The sequence below is a fragment of the Amycolatopsis sp. NPDC104587 genome (assembly GCF_055583645.1).
In genome coordinates this window covers 123998-138737 of the sequence record NZ_JBVJNO010000007.1, presented here as the reverse complement: position 1 = coordinate 138737, position 14740 = coordinate 123998, and the positions used below count along the sequence as shown (strand labels likewise).

General features: G+C 73.0%; 18 protein-coding genes and 1 tRNA gene. 8 read left to right on the top strand and 11 right to left on the bottom strand.

Annotated elements, in window-relative coordinates:
* Positions 1–2: 2 nt before the first annotated feature.
* Together ACZ61C_RS22565 and ACZ61C_RS22560 are read right to left on the bottom strand one after the other, a co-directional pair.
* Entirely contained in the window at positions 3–1232 is a 1230-nt protein-coding gene (locus tag ACZ61C_RS22565) for an LCP family protein (protein ID WP_465309731.1), read from the bottom strand.
* 205 nt (positions 1233–1437) lie between these two features.
* A complete protein-coding gene (locus ACZ61C_RS22560; protein WP_465309729.1) occupies positions 1438–2178 on the bottom strand; it encodes an SDR family NAD(P)-dependent oxidoreductase in 741 nt (246 codons plus the stop codon).
* A 40-nt stretch (positions 2179–2218) separates the two neighbouring features.
* Between ACZ61C_RS22560 and ACZ61C_RS22555 the strand changes: the two genes are divergently transcribed.
* Positions 2219–3193, top strand: a complete 975-nt coding sequence (locus ACZ61C_RS22555; RefSeq protein WP_465309727.1) for an RNA polymerase subunit sigma-70 — start codon at positions 2219–2221, stop codon at positions 3191–3193.
* Positions 3194–3386: 193 nt separating this feature from the next.
* Here ACZ61C_RS22555 and ACZ61C_RS22550 read toward each other — a convergent pair whose 3' ends face one another.
* A complete protein-coding gene (locus ACZ61C_RS22550) occupies positions 3387–3650 on the bottom strand; it encodes a WhiB family transcriptional regulator (RefSeq protein WP_465309725.1) in 264 nt (87 codons plus the stop codon).
* Positions 3651–4254: 604 nt separating this feature from the next.
* Between ACZ61C_RS22550 and ACZ61C_RS22545 the strand changes: the two genes are divergently transcribed.
* Both ACZ61C_RS22545 and ACZ61C_RS22540 read left to right on the top strand, forming a co-directional pair.
* Positions 4255–4743, top strand: a complete 489-nt coding sequence (locus tag ACZ61C_RS22545; protein ID WP_465309723.1) for an RNA polymerase sigma factor — start codon at positions 4255–4257, stop codon at positions 4741–4743.
* Between the two features lie 5 nt (positions 4744–4748).
* On the top strand, positions 4749–5486 hold the full coding sequence (locus ACZ61C_RS22540; protein ID WP_465309721.1) for a sigma-70 family RNA polymerase sigma factor: 738 nt from the start codon (positions 4749–4751) through the stop codon (positions 5484–5486).
* Position 5487: 1 nt separating this feature from the next.
* On the opposite strand, the gene ACZ61C_RS22535 is transcribed toward ACZ61C_RS22540, so the two are convergent.
* Entirely contained in the window at positions 5488–6078 is a 591-nt protein-coding gene (locus tag ACZ61C_RS22535) for an isochorismatase family protein (protein WP_465309719.1), read from the bottom strand.
* A gap of 121 nt (positions 6079–6199) precedes the next feature.
* Here ACZ61C_RS22535 and ACZ61C_RS22530 point away from each other — a divergent pair, with 121 nt between their 5' ends.
* Positions 6200–7189, top strand: coding sequence for a GlxA family transcriptional regulator (locus ACZ61C_RS22530; protein ID WP_465309717.1), 990 nt, complete (start codon positions 6200–6202; stop codon positions 7187–7189).
* Here ACZ61C_RS22530 and ACZ61C_RS22525 read toward each other — a convergent pair.
* Positions 7186–8019 (bottom strand): LysR family transcriptional regulator, encoded by an 834-nt coding sequence (locus tag ACZ61C_RS22525; RefSeq protein ID WP_465309715.1) that lies wholly within the window; start codon positions 8017–8019, stop codon positions 7186–7188. The genes ACZ61C_RS22530 and ACZ61C_RS22525 overlap by 4 nt on opposite strands.
* Positions 8020–8115: 96 nt before the next feature.
* On the opposite strand from ACZ61C_RS22525, the gene ACZ61C_RS22520 reads away from it, so the two are divergent.
* A complete protein-coding gene (locus tag ACZ61C_RS22520; RefSeq protein WP_465309713.1) occupies positions 8116–9090 on the top strand; it encodes a bile acid:sodium symporter family protein in 975 nt (324 codons plus the stop codon).
* 75 nt (positions 9091–9165) lie between these two features.
* On the top strand, positions 9166–9603 hold the full coding sequence (locus tag ACZ61C_RS22515) for a hypothetical protein (protein WP_465309711.1): 438 nt from the start codon (positions 9166–9168) through the stop codon (positions 9601–9603).
* 28 nt (positions 9604–9631) lie between these two features.
* Here ACZ61C_RS22515 and ACZ61C_RS22510 read toward each other — a convergent pair whose 3' ends face one another.
* Complete coding sequence (locus ACZ61C_RS22510; protein WP_465309709.1) at positions 9632–9922, bottom strand: hypothetical protein; 291 nt, start codon at positions 9920–9922, stop codon at positions 9632–9634.
* Between the two features lie 188 nt (positions 9923–10110).
* Here ACZ61C_RS22510 and ACZ61C_RS22505 point away from each other — a divergent pair.
* A tRNA-Ile gene (locus tag ACZ61C_RS22505) sits at positions 10111–10184 on the top strand.
* A gap of 33 nt (positions 10185–10217) precedes the next feature.
* On the opposite strand, the gene ACZ61C_RS22500 is transcribed toward ACZ61C_RS22505, so the two are convergent.
* Genes ACZ61C_RS22500 through ACZ61C_RS22490 form a run of 3 tightly spaced genes read right to left on the bottom strand, consistent with a single transcriptional unit; the run spans position 10218 to position 12601 of the window.
* Positions 10218–10808, bottom strand: a complete 591-nt coding sequence (locus ACZ61C_RS22500; protein WP_465309707.1) for a dihydrofolate reductase family protein — start codon at positions 10806–10808, stop codon at positions 10218–10220.
* Between the two features lie 5 nt (positions 10809–10813).
* Complete coding sequence (locus ACZ61C_RS22495) at positions 10814–11599, bottom strand: metalloregulator ArsR/SmtB family transcription factor (RefSeq protein WP_465309705.1); 786 nt, start codon at positions 11597–11599, stop codon at positions 10814–10816.
* Positions 11600–11632: 33 nt separating this feature from the next.
* Positions 11633–12601, bottom strand: coding sequence for a hypothetical protein (locus tag ACZ61C_RS22490; RefSeq protein WP_465309703.1), 969 nt, complete (start codon positions 12599–12601; stop codon positions 11633–11635).
* A 177-nt stretch (positions 12602–12778) separates the two neighbouring features.
* Here ACZ61C_RS22490 and ACZ61C_RS22485 point away from each other — a divergent pair, with 177 nt between their 5' ends.
* A complete protein-coding gene (locus ACZ61C_RS22485) occupies positions 12779–13783 on the top strand; it encodes a hypothetical protein (RefSeq protein ID WP_465309701.1) in 1005 nt (334 codons plus the stop codon).
* Positions 13784–13799: 16 nt separating this feature from the next.
* Here the strand turns inward: ACZ61C_RS22485 and ACZ61C_RS22480 are convergent, their stop codons facing one another.
* Together ACZ61C_RS22480 and ACZ61C_RS22475 are read right to left on the bottom strand one after the other, a co-directional pair.
* Complete coding sequence (locus ACZ61C_RS22480) at positions 13800–14003, bottom strand: hypothetical protein (protein WP_465309699.1); 204 nt, start codon at positions 14001–14003, stop codon at positions 13800–13802.
* Positions 14004–14064: 61 nt separating this feature from the next.
* Positions 14065–14580, bottom strand: a complete 516-nt coding sequence (locus ACZ61C_RS22475; RefSeq protein ID WP_465309697.1) for a hypothetical protein — start codon at positions 14578–14580, stop codon at positions 14065–14067.
* Positions 14581–14740: the final 160 nt, after the last annotated feature.

The following is a 14740-nucleotide window of genomic DNA, read 5'->3' as shown; positions in this document are numbered from 1 at the left end:
AGTCAGTTCACGCAGCCGGCGGCCGTCGAGGTCGCCGGCTGCTTGCCGCCCGGGGTGTCCGAAGTGTTCGAAGTGCCCGCGGACGGTGTCTTCGTGGTGGTCGCCGCGACCGGCTTGACGCCGCCGGGGGTGTCGTCGCCCGAAGCCTGCACCGCCGGGGTGCTGATCGCCGTGCGCACGAACTGCTGGACCTGCGCTGGGTCGACCTTCACCGCGTCGCCGTCGGACGGCGTCTGCAGCGACAGGCTCTGCACCGGGATCGTGACGAACCCGATCGCGCCCGAAGTCATCCCGCGCAGCTGCTGCGCGAAGCTCAGCACGTCCCAGCCCTTGTCCAGGACCACCGCACCCTGCACCGCGCTGACCAGCGAGTTCAGCTTCGACACGTCGGTGAACGTGCCCGCGTTCAGCACCTTCTTGGCCATCCCGGACAGGAATGCCTGCTGCCGCGCGATCCGGTCGAGGTCGCCGTTGAGCAGCCCGTGGCGCTGCCGGACGAAGGCGAGCGCCTGCGCCCCGGACAGCGTCTGCTGGCCGGCCGCGAAGTCCGCGCCGGAGTAGGTGTCGTGCACCGGTTCCTTGAGGCAGACCTCGACCCCGCCGACGGCTTGGGAAAGCGCGTCGAACCCCGCGAGGTTGATGGCCGCGTAGTGGTTGATCGTCAGGCCGGTGAACTTCTCGATGGTCTGGATGGTGGTCTTCGCGCCGGCCGCGTTCGCCGCGACCTCCAGCTGCGGGCCGCTCAGCCCTTGCGCGCGCAACCCGGACATCGCGGCGTTCTTGGCGCGGCTGTACGCCGAGTTGATCTTGTGCTTGCCGTAGCCGCCCGCGATGTCCACATAGGAGTCACGCGGGATCGAGACTGCGGTGGCCGCGGCGCCGCCGGCCGGGATGTGCACCACGATCATCGTGTCGGTGGTGTCGCCGCCGTCGTCCCCGCCTCCGGCGTGCAACGCGTCGAGCACGTTCTGCGGCAACGGGTTGCCGTACGCGTCGGTCCGCGCGTCGATGCCGACGAGCAGGATGTTCTGGGCGACCTTGAGCGGCTCCCCCGGAACCGTCTCGCTGCCGTCGATCTGCGCGGCGGGCGGGATGACGTCGGCGGTGACGATGCCGTTGTCCAGCTTGCTCAGCTGCGTCCACGCGTAGCCGGTGGCGGCGAGCACCAGCGTCGACACGACGCCGAGCGCGACCCGCACCCCGATGCGGCGCCCCCGCGACGACAGCAGCACGACACTTCCCCTTGCTTCCCTCTGGTGAACCTCCGGCCCCTCGTTCGAGGATCACCGCGTTAGCTGGGAATACCCTGAGAAAGTTGTCGAAAACTTGTGACGCTGCCCGATCGGCCGAGCGAGATCGAGCCGATCGGCCGCTTTCGCGACGGAAAGTACCGGCACGCACACGGATCCGTGCTGTGGCCGTGGCCACAACCGCACCCTAGCGCGGCATCCGGCGCCAGAGCGCGCGCGGCAGCAGGCGCATCCCGAAGAAGACCGGACGGAGTACACCGGGCACCCAGACGACCCTGCGGCCGCGGCGCAGCGCGGCGACCGTCGCGTCGGCGACCTGATCCGGGGTGCTCGAGAACGGCGCCGGGTTCATGCCCTCGGTCATCCGGCCGATCACGAACCCGGGACGGACGAGGAGCAAATGGACACCTGAACCATGGAGCGCGTCGGCGAGGCCGCTCGCGAAGCCGTCCAAACCGGCCTTCGCCGAGCCGTAGACGTAGTTGGCGCGGCGCACGCGCACCCCGGCGACGGAGGAGAACACGACGAGGCTGCCGTGCCCCTGGGCGCGCAGCAGGTTCGCGGCGTGCGTCAGGATCCCGACCTGGGCGACGTAGTCCGTGTGCACGATCGCGGCGGCGTGCGCGGCGTCCTTTTCGGCCCGCTCCTGGTCGCCGAGGATCCCGAAGGCGAGCACCACGACGTCGAGCGGCCCGTGCTCGGCGGCGACCCGCTCGAGGAACGGACCGTGCGCGGTGAGGTCGTCGGCGTCGAACTCGGTGGTCTCGACCTCGGCCGCGCCGGCTTCGCGCAGGGTGGCTACCGGCCCGGCCAGGTCCGTGCCCGGCCGCGCGGCCAGCACGACCCGCCGCGCGTCGCCGGCCAGGCGCACCGCCACGGCCAGCCCGATCTCACTGCGTCCGCCGAGCACCAGCACCGTTCCGCTCACGGGAGCAGTCTTCCAGCCGGGACTGCGCTAGCGTGCCGGGGTGGGTCACGCAGCGGACTTCGAGACCGTCGTCGAGCGGCACCGGCGGGAGATCCAGGTGCACTGCTACCGGATGCTCGGCTCGCTGGGCGACGCCGAGGACCTGGCGCAGGAGACGTTCCTGCGGGCGTGGAAGGCCCGTGACGGCTTCGAGGGCCGGGCGAGCGTGCGCACCTGGCTGTACCGGATCGCGACGAACGCCTGCCTCGACGTGCTCGCCAAGCGGCCGCGGCGGGTGCTGCCCGACCAGCTGGGGCCGCCCGGGGAGCCGGCCGGGCCGATCGCCGCCGCCGACCTGCCGTGGCTCGAGCCCTACCCCGACCGGCTCCTGGACGAGCCGGGGCCGGACGCCGTCGTCGTCGAGCGGGAGACCGTCGAGCTGGCCTACCTCGCGGCGCTGCAGCACCTGCCGCCGCGGCAGCGGGCGGCGCTGGTCCTGCGGGACGTGCTGGGCTGGTCGGCGAAGGAGACGGCGGGGCTGCTGGAGACGAGCGTCGCGTCCGCGAACAGCGCGCTCCAGCGGGCTCGCGCGACCCTGCGTGAACGGCTGCCCGCGCGCCGTGCCGACTGGACCGCGGGCACCCCGACGGCCGCGGAAAGCGCACTGCTCAAGAGGTTCATCGCCGCCTACGAACAGGGTGACCCCGGCGCGGTGGCCCGGCTGCTGCACGAGGACGCCGAGGCGATCATGCCGCCGTACACGCTGTGGTTCGGCAACCGCGACTCGATCATCCGCGCGTTGTCACTGTCCTTGGACCCGGCGTCACCGCACTGCGTCGGGCGGTTCCGGATGCGCCCGACCCACGCCAACCGCCAGCCGGCGGTGGCGACCTACCTGCGGCGGCCCGGCGAGGACGACTTCCGGTGGTTCGGGGTCAGCCTGCTGACGGTCGAGGACGGGCTGATCACCGCGATGGCCGCGTTCGAGTCGGTCCGGGCCGCGGCGTGGGGGCTGCCGGAAACCTGGGTGGACTGAGCACGATCGCCGGGGAGCGCGGGCACGAACGCGGAATGGGCGCGGTCAATACGCGAGTGCGAACGGCGTGAAAAAGCCCGGGTGGGTGACTCACTCGGAATCACCCACCCGGGCACACGACGTCCCGGAATCGATTTTCTCCGGATTCGTGTTTTTTGCTCCAGGCCGCCGGGAAGAGGTCACCGGGCGGCGGTCAAGCAGCTCGATGCCGTTGCGGCGCGCTGCGCACCAGCCGGCGGCGGTCCTCCGCGGTGGTGCCGCCGAAGACGCCGTGGTCGAGGCCGTTGTCGAGCGCGTAGCCGAGGCACTCGGCGCGCACCGGGCAGCGCGCGCACACGGCCTTCGCCTGCGCCGTCTGGCGACCACCGGGGCCGACCTCGGAGATCGGGAAGAACAGTTCCGGGTCCTCGTCCTTGCAGGCCGCGAGTTCCGCCCAGCCCGTCATCGTGGCTTCCATTTCCTTCGTTCACCTCCTTCAGCTCTTACTGTTTCCCATTGTCAGGGCGCGTCAACCGACTTGACCGCGGCGGGCGCGCGAGCGAATCCGCCTGGGTCAAGGGGGTTTTGGCTTCGGTCCCCGGCTCACCCTCCGGGCAACCAAGACTGCAACACATGAGAGTACGCCTTTCTTCCCCGGATCTCGATGTTGATCACGTCACTCGATCGGCGAGATCGCGCGCCGGTGGCACCCGGCCGAGCGCCACCGGCCCGTCTCCGCCGATCGTGTCCGCCCGTGCGGACGGCGGGCCCGGCTTCCCGCACCCGGCAAGGCTTTCCGGTCCGGGCGCGGACCGAACCCGCACCAGGCCCCGGCGGAGATCTCTCCACCCGGCGGGCCCGCGCCGCGGCCCCTCCGTCCGGGCCGCGGCGGTGACCGGAACTCACCGTTCGCGGCCTCGTGTCCGCTGGGGTACCCAAGATCCACCGCGCCCATTCGTCACATCGCGTCACCGAGCCGGAGCAGTGCATTACTCCTCTCGGGCAGTCTTGACCGGATCGTTACACGTAGCGGTCACCTCACCGCTCCTGTTTCTGTGGAGGCGAGGGGCGGTGAGGGGTCCGTGTGCAGTCACGACGAGTTCGACGCGTTCTTCCGCGCCGACTTCCCGCCGCTGGTGGCGTTCCTGTGCAAAGCCGGGTTCGAGGTCGAGACCGCGCGTGACGTCGCCGCCGAGGCGATGCTGCACGCGCTGGAGGCGTGGCCGACCCTCGAGGACCCGCGCGCCTGGGTGCGCCGGGTCGCCGGGCGGCTGCTCGACGCGGCGGGTGACCTGCGCGCGGACTGGACGCTCGCCGGCGACCCGCGGGAGGACGAGAAGCTGGGCGCGCTGGTCGAGCAGCACGCCGGCCTCATCGACCTGCTCGCCTCCCTCCCCGGTCAGCAGCGGACGGTGCTGACCTGGTCGCTCGACGGGTTCACGCCGACCCAGATCGCCGAGGCGCTGCGCATCGCGCCCGCGACCGTCCGCTCCAACCTCCGCCACGTGCGCGAACGCCTCCGGCGCCAGCGGGCCGCGGCACCCGACGAGAAGCGGGACAGGGAAAGGTGAGCACCATGCCGGCAACCGAGTACGGGGATCGGGCGATCACCGAGCTGCTGCGGGAGTCCAACACCGCGCTGCACGACTCGCTGCGCGTCGGCCTCGACGTCGAAGGCACCTTGCTGCGGGTGCGCGGCCGGGCCCTCGTCCGGGAGATCGCCGCGGCGCCGCCGCCCGAGGCGTTCCCCAGCCACTGGCGCCGCCACGACGAGCCGGTGGCCGACGCGATCGCCGGGGACGACGCCGCGACCGCCCGGCTGCTCGCCACCATCCGGCCGCTGGTCGTGCGCTACTGCCGGGCCCGCGTCGGCCGGAACGAGCGGTCCTTCGCCTCGGCGGACGACGTCGCCCAGGAGGTGTGCCTCGCCGTGCTCACCGCGCTGCCGTCCTACCGCGACCAGGGCCGCCCGTTCCTCGCCTTCGTCTACGGCATCGCCCAGCACAAGGTCGCCGACGCGCACCGCGCCGCGGCCCGCAACCGCACCGACCCGGTGCCCGAGGTCCCCGACGGCGTCAGCGAAAGCGCCGGCCCGGAGCAGCAGGCGCTGCGGTTCGAGCTGAACGAGCGGCTCGCCCGGCTGCTGGACGTGCTGCCGCCGAAGCAGCGGGAGATCGTCGTGCTGCGGGTGGTCGTCGGGCTGTCGGCGGAGGAGACGGCCGGGGCGGTCGGCTCGACACCCGGCGCCGTGCGGGTCGCCCAGCACCGCGCGCTGGCCCGGCTGCGAAGACTCCTGACCGGCGAAGAGGACTGACTCACCGCAGGTCCGCGACGCCCGGAACGACCACGCCGTACAGGTCGCCGATGGTCGCCAGCGCGCTGTGGTGCAGCTCCGTGGCCGTCACCGCCGCGACCGGGGTCGCCAGCGGCCGGGTCGCGCAGGCGGCCGCGACGACGGTCGGGCGGTTGCCGCGCAGGAACGCGCCCTCGGCGGTGAACGTGACGCACATGTTCGTCATGAAGCCGGCGATGACCACGTCCTCGTGTCCGGCGGCGTCGACCCGCTCGCCGAGCTCGGTGTCCACGAAGCCGTTCGGCGCCTTCTTGACCACGACGGCCTCGCCGTCGACCGGGGCGACGTCCGGGTGGATGGCGCCGATCTCGGCCCGCACGTCGTACGGCGTGCCTTCTCCGCCGTCGTTGACGACGTGGACCACGGTCGTCCCGGCGGCTCTGGCCGCGGCGAGCAGCTCCTGGGCCGCGGCCAGCGCGGGCCGCCAGCCGTCGAGCTCCAGCACACCGCGCGTGTAGGTGTTCTGGTAGTCGACCAGGATCAGCGTCGAGCCGGCCAGTGCGGCCGGGGTCCCGTCGAGCCCGGAGAGCTCGCGCAACGTCGTCCTCGCCATGTTCGGTGTCCTTTCGTTGGCACTGCCCGGTTTCTCCGGGCGCTTTCGACGCTAAGCTCGGCGGTACGTGTCGGCAATGACATGCTTGACGCAGAAACCGACATCGACGGAACGGACCCCGATGGAGCACCCCGAGCGGCTGGTCGTGGTCGTCCTCTTCGACCGGGTCGACCTCCTCGACGTGACCGGCCCGGCCGAGGTCTTCTCGCTGCTGCACCGGGAGCTCGACCGGCCGTCGGGCTACCGCGTGCTCCTCGCCGCCGAGACGCCGGACCCGGTGACCACCTCCGCCGGGGTGCGCGTCCTGCCGGACGTCACCTTCGGCGAGCTGGCCGGCACGCCGATCGACAGCCTGGTCGTGCCGGGCGCGGTCACCGTCGGGGAGAACCGGGAGATCGTCGCCCGGTGCGACCCGGCCGTGGTCGAAACCGTGCGCCGGCTGGCCGGCCAGTCCCGCCGGGTGGCGTCGGTGTGCGTCGGGGCGCACCTGCTGGCGGCGGCCGGGCTGCTCGACGGCAAGCGCGCCACCACGCACTGGTCCACCGCCCGCCAGCTCGCCGCGGAGCACCCCGGCGTCACGGTCGACGCCGACCCGATCTTCATCCGCGACGGGCCGGTGTGGACCGGGGCCGGGCTGAGCGCGTGCCTGGACCTCGCCCTGGCCCTGGTCGCGGACGACTTCGGCGCCGGGCCGGCGGCCCGCGTCGCCCGCCAGCTCGTCATGTTCCTCCGGCGGCCGGGCGGGCAGAGCCAGTTCAGCGTCGGCGTCGAACCGGCGTCCGCGACCCGGCGCGTCGACGACCTGCGCCAGCACATCGCCGCCCACCTCGCCGACGCGCTGACCGTGACCGACCTGGCCGAGCGGGCGCACCTGACCGACCGGCAGCTCACTCGCGTGTTCAAGGCCGAGCTGGGCATGACGCCCGCCGCCTACGTCGAGCACGCGCGGGTCGAGGCGGCCCGGCAGCGGCTGGAAACCACCGACGACTCGCTGTCGCGCGTCGCCGCCACCTGCGGTTTCGGCACGGTTTCCACCCTGACCCGGGCTTTCCGCCGGACGGTGAACACCACGCCGGGCGAGTACCGCGAGCGGTTCCGCGTCGTGGCCTAGCGGCGGACGCTGTCCAGCACGAACTCCTCCAGCGCGGCCGCCGGTCCCTCCCGGGATTCGCGGGACAGCAGCATGAACTCGATCTCGCCGGGCTCGGGCAGGCCGTCGAGCTCGACGAGGTCGGCCGGGACGAGGCTGCGCGCGTGCAGCGTGACCCCCAGCCCGGCGGCCGCCGCGGCCCGAAGGCCGGTGAGGCTCGACGTCTGACAGGCGGCCCGCCATTCCAGCCCGGCGCGCTCCAGGCATTCGACCGCGAGCTGCCGCGTGATCGACGGCATCGGGTACTGCACCAGCGGCACCGGCTGGCCGGGCTCGAGCACGGTCGCCGCCGACCCGATCCAGACCAGCGGCTCCCGCCACAGCAGCCGGCCGTGGTGCGCACCCGGACGGCGCTTGCCCAGCACCAGGTCCAGCTGCCCGGCCCGCAGCCGCTGCGCGAGGACGTCCGAAAGCTCGACGGTCAGCTCGACGTCGACCAGCGGGTGACTGCGGCGCAGCCGGTGCAGGATCTCCGGCAGCTCGCCGAGCGCGAAGTCTTCCGAGACGCCGAACCGCACCCGGCCGCGCAGCTCGGCCCCGCGGAAGTGCCGCTCCGCGCGCTCTTCGGTGTCGACGACCGTCTGCGCGAACCCCAGCATCGCCTGCCCGCGCGCGGTGAGCTCGACGGTGTGGGTGTCGCGGGCGAAGAGCAGCCCGCCCGAGTCGCGTTCGAGCCGGCGGACGTGCTGGCTGACGGTCGGCTGCCCGACCCCCAGCCGCCGCGCGGCCGCGGTGAAGCTGCGCGTCTCGGCGACGGCGAGGAACGAACGGCACAACCGGGGGTCGAGCACCCGGCCACTCTATCGCGATCGTCGATAACAGTCAGTCCGGTCATCGGGGTTCACAATGAGCACGGCAGTGCCGAGAATAGCCGTGAGAGGAGATCCATGCCCCGGTTACGTCTCGACCCGTTCATCGTCGCCATCCTCGCCACCGTCGGCGTCGCGACCCTCCTGCCCGCATCGGGCGTGGTCGCCGACGGCTTCGGCACCGCCACCACGATCGCCGTCGGGCTGCTGTTCTTCCTGTACGGCGCCCGGTTGTCGACGCGGGAAGCCGTGGAGGGGCTGCGGCACTGGCGGCTGCACGCGGTGGTGCTGGCCGCGACCTTCGTGCTGTTCCCGCTGCTCGGCCTGGCGCTGTTCCTGCTGCCGTCCTCGGTGCTGCCGCCCGCGCTGGCCGCCGGGGTCCTGTTCCTGACGGTGCTGCCCTCGACCGTGCAGTCGTCGATCGCGTTCACCTCGATCGCGCGCGGCAACGTCGCGGCCGCCATCTGCAGCGCGTCGCTGTCCAACCTGGCCGGGGTCGTGCTGACGCCGCTGCTGGTGGCGCTGCTGCTGTCCGGCGACGGCGCCGGGGTCGACGCCTCGGCGGTGCTCGGGATCGTGCTGCAGCTGCTGGCGCCGTTCGTGGCCGGGCAGCTGGCGCGCCGCTGGATCGGCGGCTGGATCACCCGCAACTCGGGCCCGCTCAAGCTGTTCGACCGCGGCTCGATCCTCCTGGTCGTCTACACGGCGTTCAGCGCGGGCATGACGGAGGGCATCTGGCACCGCCTCGACGTCGGCCACCTGCTGGTGCTCGTGCTGGTCTGCGGCGTGCTCTTGGCGGCGGTGCTCGCCGCGACCGGCTGGGGCGCCCGCCTGCTGGGTTTCGCCCGCGCCGACCGGATCACGATCGTGTTCTGCGGGTCGAAGAAGAGCCTGGCCAGCGGGCTCCCGATGGCGACGGTGCTGTTCGGGCACGCGCAGGTGGGCCTGATCGTGCTGCCGTTGATGCTGTTCCACCAGATCCAGCTGATCGTCTGCGCGACGCTGGCCCGGCGGTACGCCGATGCCGCGGTGGAGGAGCTCGTGCCCGCCTGACGCTCGCTGTCCACTGTGGACGGCGTAACAGCGCGCGTCGGCAAGGCGACTCCGGGGGCCTAGGGAGGGATCGTCATGACACGAACAGTGATCGCGGCCTTGGCCGGCGCTCTGGTGGTGACGGCGGGCGCGGTGGTTGTCGCCGGCGCGTCGGCCGCCGTGGGGCCGGCGCCCGCGCCGATCGTCCAAGCGGCGCAGGCCACCTGCACGACCGACGGTGGCGGCTTCTGCACCGTCACGCACGGCCTCGGCAAGGTGCCGGAGGCGGTGGTCGTCTCGGCGAACACGCCGAGCCCGTTCAACGCGTTCGTGCTCAACACGGTGCAGGGCTCCTACACCGCGAGCACGTTCCAGGTGCGGGCGATGTTCACCCAGACCACGCCGAAGACCTTCGGCCAGATCTGGTTCACCTACGCGGCTTACGGCGCGACGGCGGCACCGCCCACCACGACACCAACGATTACGACGACGCCGACCACACCAGCCACGACGCCCACCACCCCCGCGCCATGAGCCGCGGAATCCGCCGTCTTCGTATTGCCTACCAACGCTTTCCGCGCGGCCGGGGCGACGGCTTGTCCCGCAGTTCGTCGGCGAAGATGGCGTCGGCGCGCGAGTTCGCCCGAGACAGCGCTCGCGCGGCGGCGCGGACCACGTACCCGGCCGCGACCACGAAGAGCAGCGCCAAGCCGATCACCGCGGAGTTCGCCACGAGCGCCTCCCGGTACTGGTGCGCAAGGTACCCCAGGCCCGCCCCCGCGGTGAGCGCGTCGAGCAGCGCGAGCCGGATCACCCGGTGGTCGGGCAGCACGGCCCGGTGTGCACTGGCCAAAGGTCAGTCCTCCCGCCGTTCCGGTCAGCGGTGACGCCCTTGCAACCTAGACGAGCCTCCCCCGATCGGCAGCCGTTTCAACCTGTTTGGCCTACCGGATCTCCCCGGATGGCCGCTGTGATAACTTGAAGCGAACTGAGTCTTCTTTGCGTTTGCAAATCCCCGTGCCACCTGCGCGCCGGGGCCAGGGGGCGGTAGCTCAGTTGGTTAGAGCAGGGGACTCATAATCCCTTGGCCGCGGGTTCGAGCCCCGCCCGCCCCACCCGTTCCAGCTCGAGCCGAGCTCCCCTCGTCCTCACCGGACCCGGTCGTACACCGCGGCCGTTTCCCCCAACGCGCCGGTCTCGTGGTGGGCCAGGCGCCACCGGGACGCGGGCAGGCCGTCTTCGAACAGCCGTGGCCCGCCGCCGGTGATCTCCGGGCAGACCATCAGGTACAGCCGGTCGAGCAGGTCCGCCGCCAGCAGCGCCTTGATCACGCTCACGCTGCTGTTCACGAGGATGTCGCCCGATCCCGACGCCTTGAGCTCGGTGACGACGTCCGCGGCCGGGGCGTCCACCAGGCGCGTGCGCTCCCACGGCGCCTCGGTCAGCGTGGTCGAGAAGACGACCTTCTCCGTTTGCACCAGCCACTTCGCGTACCCGCGGTCGCGCGGGTCGGCGGTCTCGTCCGCGGCGACCGTGGGCCAGAAACCCAGGAAACCCTCGGCGTTGCGCCGGCCGAGCACCGCCGTCGTCGCGCCTTCCCAAATGCGGGTGAGCTGGCCTCGCGCGACCTCCGTGGTCGCGTACGGGAGGATCGCGCCCAGGTCGCCCGGTCCGCCGGGGCCGGCGTAGCGGCCGTCGAGGGTGATGCTCAGGTTCGCGGTCACTCTGCGGTCGGTCACGGTGATCAGTCCTTTCCCGGGGTGAGCACGTCGATGAGGCGGTCGAGCACCTGACCCCAGCCGGTCTTGATACCGGCGATGGCGGCGACGGCTTCGGCGGTCGTCGCGGTGATGCGCAGGCCGAGCCGCAACCGCGTGCCCTCCGGCGCCGCGGTGAGCTCGAGGTCGTACTGGCCGGTGAACGACGCTTCGCCGGTCACCGCGAGGGTGAACACGAGCCGCCCCGGCGCTTCGGCGAGGCCGACCCGGCCTTCGGAGCGGTAGACGCCGTCGGCGTCCCGGTAGTCGAGCACGGCCCGCCCGCCCGCTCGCGGTTCGAGCGCGCACGCGGTGACCGTCATGGACGGCGGCGCCCACCAGGACGCCAGCAGGTCCGCGTCGGTCCAGTGCCGCCAGACGACGTCGCGAGGCGCGGCCAGCAGACGCTCGAACGCGAACGTGCGCCCGTCCGCCCACCCGTCACGATCCGCGGTCTCGCGCTCGATCGCGGCGCGGTACCGCGCGACGACGTCCCGCTCACCCTCGTGCGCTTCGGTGGTTTCGGCCAGTTCCCGCAGCCGGCCCGCGAGCGCCGTGAGCGGTTGCGCTTCAAGCGCGTAGACCCGGCGCTGCCCGAGCGGGAAGACGGCGACGAGCCCGGTGCGAGCCAGGGTCTGAAGGTGCTTGGTGGTCTGCGGCTGCCGCAGCCCGGTCAGCTCGGCCAGCTCCCCCACCGACCGGGGACGTTCGGCGAGGAGCTCGACGATGCGCCACCGAGCTGCGTCCCCCAAGGCTGCCGCGATCCGGTCCATGCCCCGAAGTATTCATCGATCCGAATATTCAAGTCAAGGAATATCTTCGTTCAGCCACCGCAGCCCGTACGCGTACCCGAGCTGGGGTGCGGCGAAGTCCTGCGCCACCTCGTGGGCGCCGTCGAGGAGCAGTGTCTCGCCCGGCTCGGGCGGGTCGGTGAGCACCGAAGGCGGCACCCGGTCCAACCGCCAGACCGCGCGCGGCGGCCGATGCGGGTCGAAGCGGACGCGCACGGTGAACGACTCGCACGTCACCAGCGGCACAAACGTGTAGGACGGCCGGATCGGACGGCCGTCCCGGATCCGGTACACCAGCGAATACGTGTGGCTGTCCCCGCGGGACAGCGGCCGCGGCAGGTCGAGCAGCAGGCGGAAGTGGCGCCGGCCCTCCCGGTTCGCCTCGCTGATCCGGACGCCGTGCTGGGCGTCGGCGTCGACCCGGCGCTCGCCGTCCCGGCCGTCTTCGATACGGGGCACGGTGAACTGCGCGGAGATCCGGCTCAGGCCGTCGCGGGTCGCGACGATCAGGCGTTCCTCGATCAGCTCCGGCTCGTCGGTGTCCAGCCGCACGAGGGCCTTGAGCTGCTTGACGAACCAGCCCCGGTCCGGGTCGGGCGCACCCTCGCCGGGGTGGGCGCCGGCCTCGATCTCGGCGGCGAGCCGGGCGAACGCGCGGTCGATCCGGCGCCGGGCCGTGCGTTCGGAGACCCGCAGCCGGTCGGCCAGGACGCCGACCCGGGCGCTGAGCAGGGCGTGCTGGGAGCCGGGGGCGACGCCGAGCGCGACGTTGACCGCGAGCCGGTCGTCGGCCGGGAACTCGGCGATCGCGGCCGCGATCGCCTCCCGCACGACGCGTCGCGCCTCGCGGTCGTTCGCCGTCCGGTGGACCTCACACCAGCCGGAGACGAGCGGCCCGAGCCTCGTGCGCAGCCGTTCGGCTTCCAGCCCCCAGCCCCGGCGCAGCCTGGTGAGCTCCCGGAGCAGACCGTCCTCGTGTGCCATGGGAACCCGATTGTGGCACGCGGACCGCGGCGCGATCGGCGGTGCCGGCTGCGCTGATCAGGTGATTCGCGAGTGGCCAGTGGGTGGCCAGTCCGGCGTGCATTCGGCCTGCCGCGGGCCTTTTCCGGTTCTCCCGCTGACCGACCATTTTCCGGTCGACGACATCGGGGAGGACCGTTGCTCGACAGTACCCACCCGGCGATCGGGCCGGCCGACGTCGCGGGGCTGCGCCGGCTGGCCCGCGACGGCCGGCTCGCGGGCTCCGCTTCGGCCGCCCCGCCCGGCGACCTGGCGCGGCTGCGCGGCGCCGTCTACACCCTGGCCTGGCCACTGGTCTTCACGCGGATCACCAAGCCGCTGGAGCGGCAGCGCCGGCACCCGGACTGCGCCCGCGGGCTCCGCTGGCTGCGGCCGGACTGCCTCGACCGCTTCCACGACGACGTCGAAGCGGTGGTGGAGCACGCGCTGCGGCGCGCGGTCGACCCGATCGAGAACCTCGAGGGCTGGCTCGCCACCCGCCTGAGCCCGGCCGCGGTCGACGCCCACCGGCGGCGGCGCGGCGAAATCGGGGCGCTGCAACGACCTCGGCTCCCGGGCTGGCTGGGCGAAGCCCTCGGCGGGGACCGCTGGCTGTGCGAACTGGCCGTCCAGATCCTGACGTGGGTGGGCGTGCCGGCTACGGCGGGCGCGGAGCTGTGGCCGCTGGACGGCTGGGCGGCCCGGCGCGCGGAGCTCACCGGCGCGTCGCCGGCCGGCCGGGACACGCGTGACACGCTCGACCGTGAGGTCCGGCGGGTGCTGGCCGCGATGCGGACGCGCCCGAAGTGGTACGCGGCGCACGTCGAGCGCCCGCTCGGGCACAAGCAGGCCCCGGTCGCCCCGGCCCCGGCGGACAGCCCGGTGGACCTGCCTGCCCTGGAGCTGGTCCACCCGCACGAGGTCGAAGACGCCCGGCTGGCCGGACTGGCGGAGCAGGCGCTGCAGGCGATCGAGACCCGCCTCGACCGCGGCGACGACCCGGCGCTCGCGGTCACCTCGGTGGTCCGCCTGCTGTTCGGCGACCGGCCGGACGTGGTGGCGCAGCGAGGGTCGGCGCGGGACGACTGGGTGAGCGCGGCACTGGCGGACCCGGCGCGGCTCGAGCAGATCATGGCCACGGTCCTGCTGGTGCTCGACCGCTGAGCCGTCGGCGCATCTTTCACGGCGAAAGTGACGGCTCGCCGGGGCCGTCTTCCGCCACCGCGCGGCGACGCGCCTCGAACACCTCCGCCAGCACCGCCGCGGGGCAGCCCGCGAGCCGCGCCCGGGTCCACGCCGCCGTCAACTCGGTCTGCAGCAACGCACCCAGCGCCGCCCGGGCGCCGTCCGTGAGTCTCGCGAGCGGGGCCGGTGGTTCGGTCACCCCGGCCTCCTCTCGCCCTACGCCGGCTTCGCCCGGCCCAGCCATCTCCTGACGGACACGCTCAGCGCCACCACGGCGGTGGCGGCGCCGGCAGCCGCAGCGGGCACCCGGTGTGGCCGCCGCGCCAGCAGTCGGCGAGCCAGTGGGTCAACGCGACCGGGCCCAGGAGGCTGTCCTCCCACACCGGGGTCAGCTCGCCGGCCTTGCGCAGCACCGATTCGGCGGTGCCGCAGAACAGCACGATCGCGGCGACCGCGGCGTCGGCCCGGGCGGCGGACCAGGCGACCGCGGCCCCGGGCAGCCGGGCCGGGATGGCCAGGCCGGTGCCGACGGTCCAGTCGCGCGCCAGCTGCACCGCGAGGTCGAACTCGACGGCTTCGGCGTGGCGCTGCCGGACCTGCCAGCGCGGGGAGACCGCGGCGACGTGCAACCCGGCCAGCCGGGCGGCGACCAGGCCGTCCCACACCGCGCGGAGCACCGCCCGCGTGCCGGCCGGGGGCAGCCCGGCGAGGTCGTGGGTGACGGCGCCGAGCCAGGCGCACGGGTCCTTGACATGACGATCAACGGTGACGGTCACGGCCGCCAGTCTCGCACCTGAACGCAGCTCCGGCGCCGAAATGATCATGGTTCGCGGCAGGACCACCCGGTCGGTGGCGAACCGATGAGCGGCGTCGTCATTCCTTCGGGCACTGCGGGTGACCGAACCGTCACCACTGTGCCATCATGTCGGCGCTCAG